General features: G+C 34.3%; 7 protein-coding genes. 6 read left to right on the top strand and 1 reads right to left on the bottom strand.

Features of this window, described 5'->3' with window-relative positions; all coding sequences use genetic code 11:
• The 5 genes from ACH2BG_RS10100 to ACH2BG_RS10080 form a co-directional block, all read left to right on the top strand.
• Window positions 1–1,170, top strand: a 1,170-nt coding sequence (locus ACH2BG_RS10100) for a ribonuclease E/G (RefSeq protein WP_395047568.1), incomplete at its 5' end; no start/stop codon positions are given.
• A gap of 168 nt (window positions 1,171–1,338) precedes the next feature.
• Entirely contained in the window at window positions 1,339–2,469 is a 1,131-nt protein-coding gene (locus ACH2BG_RS10095) for a P-loop NTPase (protein WP_395047567.1), read from the top strand.
• A 106-nt stretch (window positions 2,470–2,575) separates the two neighbouring features.
• Window positions 2,576–2,815, top strand: coding sequence for a NifU family protein (locus tag ACH2BG_RS10090; protein ID WP_395047566.1), 240 nt, complete (start codon window positions 2,576–2,578; stop codon window positions 2,813–2,815).
• A 197-nt stretch (window positions 2,816–3,012) separates the two neighbouring features.
• Entirely contained in the window at window positions 3,013–4,065 is a 1,053-nt protein-coding gene (locus ACH2BG_RS10085; protein WP_395047565.1) for an NAD(P)/FAD-dependent oxidoreductase, read from the top strand.
• A complete protein-coding gene (locus ACH2BG_RS10080) occupies window positions 4,065–4,628 on the top strand; it encodes a hypothetical protein (RefSeq protein ID WP_395047564.1) in 564 nt (187 codons plus the stop codon). Before ACH2BG_RS10085 ends, ACH2BG_RS10080 begins: the two co-directional genes overlap by 1 nt.
• 6 nt (window positions 4,629–4,634) lie before the next feature.
• Here the strand turns inward: ACH2BG_RS10080 and ACH2BG_RS10075 are convergent, their stop codons facing one another.
• Window positions 4,635–5,501 carry a DMT family transporter gene (locus ACH2BG_RS10075; RefSeq protein ID WP_395047563.1) on the bottom strand — a complete coding sequence of 289 codons (867 nt, stop codon included), beginning with the start codon at window positions 5,499–5,501 and terminating at the stop codon, window positions 4,635–4,637.
• 101 nt (window positions 5,502–5,602) lie between these two features.
• Here ACH2BG_RS10075 and ACH2BG_RS10070 point away from each other — a divergent pair, with 101 nt between their 5' ends.
• Entirely contained in the window at window positions 5,603–6,142 is a 540-nt protein-coding gene (locus ACH2BG_RS10070; RefSeq protein ID WP_395047562.1) for a heavy-metal-associated domain-containing protein, read from the top strand.
• Window positions 6,143–6,304 lie beyond the last annotated feature (162 nt).

Genomic DNA, 6,304 nt, shown 5'->3' with positions numbered 1-6,304 from the left:
GTGGTTAAAGAACCAATATCTACTAAAGGACCAAGAATAAGCTCAGAGCTTTCTCTTGCTGGAAGATTTATTGTTTTAGTACCGTTTTCAGACCGAGTATCTATTTCTCAAAAAATAGATTCTAAAGAAGAAAAAGACAGACTAAAACGTCTTGTACAATCTATCAAACCAAAAGGATTCGGTGTTATTGTTCGCACAGTAGCAGAAGGCAAAAAAGTTGCAGAAATAGACAAAGACTTGCAAAACTTGATGGACAAATGGACATCAATGTGCAAAAGAATACCAACAGCAAATCATCCATCAAAAGTGCTAGGAGAACTCAACAGAGCATCATCAATATTACGAGATGTTTTTAATGATACTTTTAGCGGAATTGTAATAGATGACGAAGAACTGTTTAACGAAACGAAAGAGTACATTCAACAAATTGCTCCTAGTAAAGAATCAATGGTAAAGCTTTATCAGTCGAAAGACACTCCAATCTTTGAAAAGTACAGTATCGAAAGACAAATAAAAACCTCGTTTGGTAAATCCGTATCAATGAGCAAAGGTGCTTACCTTATTATCGAGCACACCGAAGCCATGCACGTGATTGATGTAAACAGCGGAAACCGCTCGAACAAAGCGACCAATCAGGAAGATACAGCTCTCGAAGTAAACATGATTGCGGCTGCCGAGGTAGCAAGACAATTGCGTTTACGAGATATGGGTGGTATTATATGCGTCGATTTTATAGATATGTCTAATCCTGACAATCGTAAAGTACTGTTCGATTTCTTAAGAGAAGAAATGAGTGACGACAAAGCAAAACACAAAATATTGCCTCCTAGCAAATTCGGGATAGTACAAATTACTAGACAACGAGTTAGACCAGAAGTAAATATTGAAACTCGTGAAGAGGATCCTAATAATGAAAATAGCGACATTGAAGCGCCTATTTTAATCATTGACAGAATTGCTTCCGATTTAGAAAGAATTATAAAGTTGCATAAAAAAGTAGTACTTAATGTACACCCATTTATAGCCGCTTACCTTGTAAAAGGATATCCATCAATACGTTCAAAATGGTTTTTTGAATATAAAAAATGGATAAAAATTATTCCACGTGATTCTTACACGTACCTTGAATATCATTTTAATGACAACCAAGGAAAGGAAATTAAAGATTAATTAGAAACCGTCTCATTGTAATAATGAGACGGTTTTTTTGTTTCTAATGTTTTTTAGTATAACTGAAACAATTATCAAAACTTTACGACTCTTTAACTTTGTCATTATGTAACTTCTTCACTATCTTTGCAATCTAAAATCAGTCTTAATAAAGACAAGAGGTACAATATGAAATTAGATAGAAAAGAAATACTCAAAGCTTTAGAAACCATTTCTATAGCAGGCGAAGGAAAAAATATGGTCGAAAGTGGCGCTGTAACTAATGTAATCACTTTTGGAGACGAAGTTGTGGTCGATTTAGTACTTTCTACACCAGCCATGCACATAAAGAAACGTGCAGAAGACGATATCCGCAAACTCATACAAGATACTTTTTTGGCTACTGCCAAAGTAAAAGTAAATATCAAGGTCGAAACCGCTGAAAAAGCAAACGAAATAAAAGGAAAAGCAATTCCTGGAATCAAAAATATTATTGCCGTAGCTTCAGGAAAAGGAGGCGTAGGGAAATCTACTGTTACAGCAAATTTAGCCGTAACATTGGCAAAAATGGGTTTTAAAGTTGGTGTTTTAGATGCTGATATTTACGGACCAAGCATGCCAATTATGTTCGATGTAGAAAACGAAAAACCCATTTCTATCGAAGTCGACGGAAAATCGAAAATGAAACCTGTCGAGAGTTTTGAAGTTAAAATATTATCTATAGGATTTTTTACAGCACCAAGTCAAGCCGTTATTTGGCGTGGACCAATGGCTGCCAAAGCACTAAACCAAATGATTTTTGATGCTGCTTGGGGCGAACTCGATTTTATGTTAATCGATTTACCACCAGGAACAGGCGATATTCATTTGTCTATCATGCAATCATTGCCAATAACTGGAGCGGTTGTCGTAAGTACACCGCAAGCCGTGGCTTTAGCCGATGCTAAAAAAGGGGTTTCTATGTTCTTATCGGACAGTATCAATGTTCCAGTTTTAGGAATTATCGAAAACATGGCTTACTTCACACCAGAAGAATTACCTGATAATAAATATTACATTTTTGGAAAAGAAGGTGCAAAAAATCTTGCAGAAGATTTACAAGTACCATTTTTGGGAGAAATTCCATTGGTACAAAGCATTCGCGAAGCAGGAGATTACGGTCGTCCAGCAGCATTACAAACCGCATCAATAATTGAAACAATTTTCGAAGAAGTAACAAGAAATGTAGTGAGAGAAACCGTAGCTAGAAACGAAAACTTACCCGCTACCGAAGCAATTAAAATTACTACAATGGCAGGTTGTAGCGCAGTAAAAAAATAGACATTTTAGACTGCTTGTATTTTTAGATTATTTAGTTAGTCTAAGTTGTCTAAAAATACAAGCAGTCTAAATGATCTAATAATCTAATAATCTAAGTAGTCTAAATATGACACCAGAAGAATTAATATTAAACGTAGAAAAAGCCCTAGAAGAAATCAGACCTTTTTTGAATTCTGACGGCGGAGATATTGCATTGGTTTCAATCGAAGACTCTAAGCATGTAAAAGTTCGCTTGCAAGGCGCTTGTACATCATGCAGCGTAAGCCAAATGACGATGCGAGCTGGTGTAGAAACCACAATCAAAAAATACGCCCCACAAATAGAAACTGTGGTCAATGTAGCATAAAACTTGGGCATGACCCCGCTTTTAATGGCGGGGTCGGGCTTTCCGTTACAATCTTTTTTTTCGGAGAAAAACCTCAAAAAAGGATTTCCACTGCAATCCCTCACGCAAACCAACAATATTTTTCAGAATATAATTAGATTTTCAAAGTTTTAAAGTCTTTAGGACTTTTAGACTTTAGACTTTAGACTAGAATAAAAATGATTGAAACAGATATACTTATCATCGGAGCAGGTCCAACCGGACTTTTTACAGTATTTGAAGCAGGACTTCTCAAACTAAAATGTCATATTATAGATGGTTTACCGCAACCTGGCGGGCAACTAACCGAATTATATCCAAAGAAACCTATTTTTGATATTCCAGGTTATCCTTCAGTTTTGGCAGGTGATTTAGTTGATAATTTAATGGAACAAATCAAGCAATTTCAACCAGGATTTACCCTAAACGAAAAAGCCGATACCATACAAAAACTCGAAGACGGGACCTTTATCGTAACTACTGACAAAGGAACGCAACACCACGCAAACTCAATCGCTATTGCTGGCGGATTAGGTAGTTTCGAACCAAGAAAACCACTTATCGAAGACATTGAGTTTTATGAAGACAAAGGCGTCGAATATTTTGTAAAAAATCCAGAATTATTTCGTGACAAAAAAATCGTAATTGCTGGCGGAGGAGATTCGGCACTAGATTGGAGTGTTTTCCTATCTAATGTTGCTTCCGAAGTAACCTTAATACACCGAAGAAACGAATTTCGTGGTGCATTAGATTCTGTCGAGAAAGTACAAGAACTCAAACATGCTGGAAAAATACATCTTATAACACCCGCAGAAGTTGTAGGTCTTAACGGATCTGAACATCTCGAATCGATAGATATTGAAGAAAATGGTGCACATCGTAACATCAAAACCGATTATTTTATTCCGCTTTTTGGTCTTACACCAAAATTGGGAGCTATTGCAAACTGGGGATTAGAGATTGAAAAAAACGCTATCAAAGTAAACAATGCTTTAGATTATCAAACCAATATTGAAGGTATTTATGCCATTGGTGATATAAACACTTATCCCGGAAAATTGAAACTTATTCTTTGTGGTTTTCACGAAGCAACACTTATGGTACAAAGTGTTTACCAACGTATGAATCCAGGTAAAAAACACGTCCTAAAATACACGACTGTTTCAGGAATTGATGGTTTCGACGGAACTAGAAAAGAAGCGGAGAAACAAGTTGTAAAATCAATCGAGTAATGACATTAAATCATCCAGAATTAGTCGATTTAATAAAAAAAGCTTACTCTGCCGAGAAAGCTGCTGCATTTGCCTATCAAGGTCATGCTGCTTCGGTAAAAGATGAAACAGAGAAAAAAGAAATTCGTCAAATAGAAATCGACGAATGGTTTCACCGTAAGGAAGTTTTACAAATCATGAATGATTTTGATATTCCAATTTCAAAATATTACGAGTTCAAATTTTATATTATTGGTAAAGTAATCTCTGCAAGTTGTCATATTATAGGTTGGTTTATGCCATTTTATTTCGCAGGAAGATTAGAAAGCGGTAATGTTTGCGAGTATTTCAGAATGAAACAATTTTTTAATTCGTTAGGAATTATAACTTATGACACGATGCTTTACGAAATGGGTATCAAAGAGAAAGAACATGAAATCTACTTTTTAGAAAAAATAAAAACTAACAGGTTTTTACCATACTACGAAAAGTATTTTTCATGGGGAAACAATCAAAGCTTCAATAATATCGATTTAGACAAAAAATATCCTGTCGAAAATTCCAATCATTATTGCAAAAAATAACAGTTTCTACTTTTTAGTAGCCGTATAAACACCTACGAAAATTACAAAAGCACCAAAAAACTGTAAAGAATTTAACATTTCTCCGTCAAGAATTCCCCAACTCATAGCCACAATAGGAATAAAATAAGTTACTGACGAAGCCGTTAGTGGTGATGTTATTTGTACCAATTGAAAATACAAAATATTAGCAACTCCAGTACCAAATACGCCAAGTATCATAATAAATAAAACTGAATGTTGAACTGCGGTTTGTGTCATTACATTTGTAAAACCAGAACCAAATAGGATGACAATTGCCGGAATTAATAACACTGCAAAATTCCCCGTGGTAATACCTAGCGGAGTAACATCTGACAGATATTTCTTTATTAAATTTACATTCAAAGCATAACAAATTGTCGCAACAACGACTAAAGTTGTACAAAAATAATTGGTCTTACCATGTGCCGAATTTCCATTAACAACTAATAACAAACAGCCACTAAGTCCCAAAACAACACCTATTATTTGATTTCTTCTGAAAGAAAAACCAAAAGCTAATGCGCCTAAAAGCATCGTATATAATGGTGTTAAAGAATTTAAAATTCCGCTAACAGAACTTTTTATACCTGTTTGTGCATAAGCAAATAAGAAAACAGGAAAAAATGTACCTAAAAAAGCTGTTAAAATTATAAATCTCCATTTGTCAATCGGTATTTTAAATAGACTTTTAAAACCTATAATAAGCAAAAATGTAGCTGCAAAAATAATTCGTAACGAGCCTAATTGATAAGGATTTAAACCTACCAAACCTCTTTTTATTAGTATAAATGAACTTCCCCAAATAAGCGAAAGTGCTATTAGTAAAACCCATTTATTATCTTTAGTCAGCATAGTTTAATTTTGAATTCCCAAAATTCTGTTATTTTTATGGATATCAAATCGTTTTTTGCATATTTTTGTTATTCATAATTTTAATATTTAATTTTTGTACTATGAAAAACATCAAAATAACATTAGGAATATTAATTGCAACTGCTTCAATATTTGTGGGTTGTAAAAAAGAAACTACTGAAACCAAAACTGAAACAGCTTCGGTTTCTCCAGCAATTGCAAAAGCAGAAACTACAAGTTTCAATGTTGAAGGAATGACTTGTGCAATGGGTTGTGCAAAAACAATCGAAAATAAATTAGCAGGTCTTGAGGGTGTACAAAAAGCATCAGTCGATTTTGATAAAAAAACGGCAACCATACAATATGATGCAACGGTACAAACTCCAGAAAAATTGGTCGAAACTGTAGAAGCTGTTGCTGATGGTAAAACCTATAAAGTTTCGAACGTAAAATCATCTGCTGATAAAGCAATGTTGTATCAAGAAAATCCAACTCAAGAAAAACCTAAAAAAGTTAGAAAATCTAAAAAAGCAAATCTAGAAGCTAGTGTTGCAGCAGAAAATCCAGTTGCTACTGAGAAAAAAGCTGGATGTTGTGCTGCAAAAAAAGCCTGTTCTGCAGAGAAGCCAGCGACTTTATAAAAATTTAAAAAACATATTAAAAAAACAACAACTCACAAAATAGAGTTGTTGTTTTTTTTTAGAATCAGCACTATTTAAACTCATCTTACCGATACTAGACCATAAAAAAATGCCTGTTCAAAAAATCAAACGCAACTACCGAAAAGCAAAATATATTCTATA

It is taken from the genome of Flavobacterium sp., from assembly GCF_043779715.1.
Taxonomy (GTDB): Bacteria; Bacteroidota; Bacteroidia; order Flavobacteriales; family Flavobacteriaceae; genus Flavobacterium.
Note: the sequence above shows the minus strand (reverse complement) of the source record. Positions and strands in the feature narration are given on the sequence as shown.

Coding starts and splice junctions, on each gene's coding strand:
- ACH2BG_RS10095 (WP_395047567.1), top strand. CDS start 1,339: ATGAAATTAGATAGAAAAGAAATACTCAAAGCTTTAGAAACCATTTCT.
- ACH2BG_RS10090 (WP_395047566.1), top strand. CDS start 2,576: ATGACACCAGAAGAATTAATATTAAACGTAGAAAAAGCCCTAGAAGAA.
- ACH2BG_RS10085 (WP_395047565.1), top strand. CDS start 3,013: ATGATTGAAACAGATATACTTATCATCGGAGCAGGTCCAACCGGACTT.
- ACH2BG_RS10080 (WP_395047564.1), top strand. CDS start 4,065: ATGACATTAAATCATCCAGAATTAGTCGATTTAATAAAAAAAGCTTAC.
- ACH2BG_RS10075 (WP_395047563.1), bottom strand. CDS start 5,501: ATGCTGACTAAAGATAATAAATGGGTTTTACTAATAGCACTTTCGCTT.
- ACH2BG_RS10070 (WP_395047562.1), top strand. CDS start 5,603: ATGAAAAACATCAAAATAACATTAGGAATATTAATTGCAACTGCTTCA.